Genomic DNA, 445 nt, shown 5'->3' on the forward strand with positions numbered 1-445 from the left:
GGTTCTGTCGCATCTGCAATGTAAATCCGCAAGGAATCAGAAACCCGAAAATTATGCAGCCAATTTACAAAATGATTTAAACATACTTGTTCCTGGGTTAAGCATCTGATTCTTTCTCAACATGTGCACAACTTCAATTCCTGCCAAGGTTCTTCTGGCAGACGCAAAACTTTTAAAACCCAAACCGTTTTGTATACGCCACTTTATGAAACGATGGTCCTGTTCCACAATATTGTTGAGATATTTACATTGCCTAATCTTTATATTCGAAAATGACCGTTTGTTATAAACCCGTATTGCGCTGGTGTTAGATCCGCTTTTGTCGATATTTATTACTGTTGGCACGTAATTATTTTTTATCGCTTTTATCAGGAATGACTGTGCACTCATCCTCTGTCTTCTTCTGGTCAAAAGAAAATCCACCGTATTACCATATTTATCAACA

Annotated in this window: 1 protein-coding gene; it reads right to left on the reverse strand. The window is 37.3% G+C overall.

Annotation, left to right across the window (positions count from 1 at the left end; translation table 11 throughout):
* Nucleotides 1-51: 51 nt before the first annotated feature.
* The coding region (locus tag ACODSB_RS23995; protein WP_488938891.1) for a DDE-type integrase/transposase/recombinase at nt 52-445 on the reverse strand (394 nt) is incomplete at its 5' end.

The organism is Flavobacterium sp. FG68 (assembly GCF_057808895.1).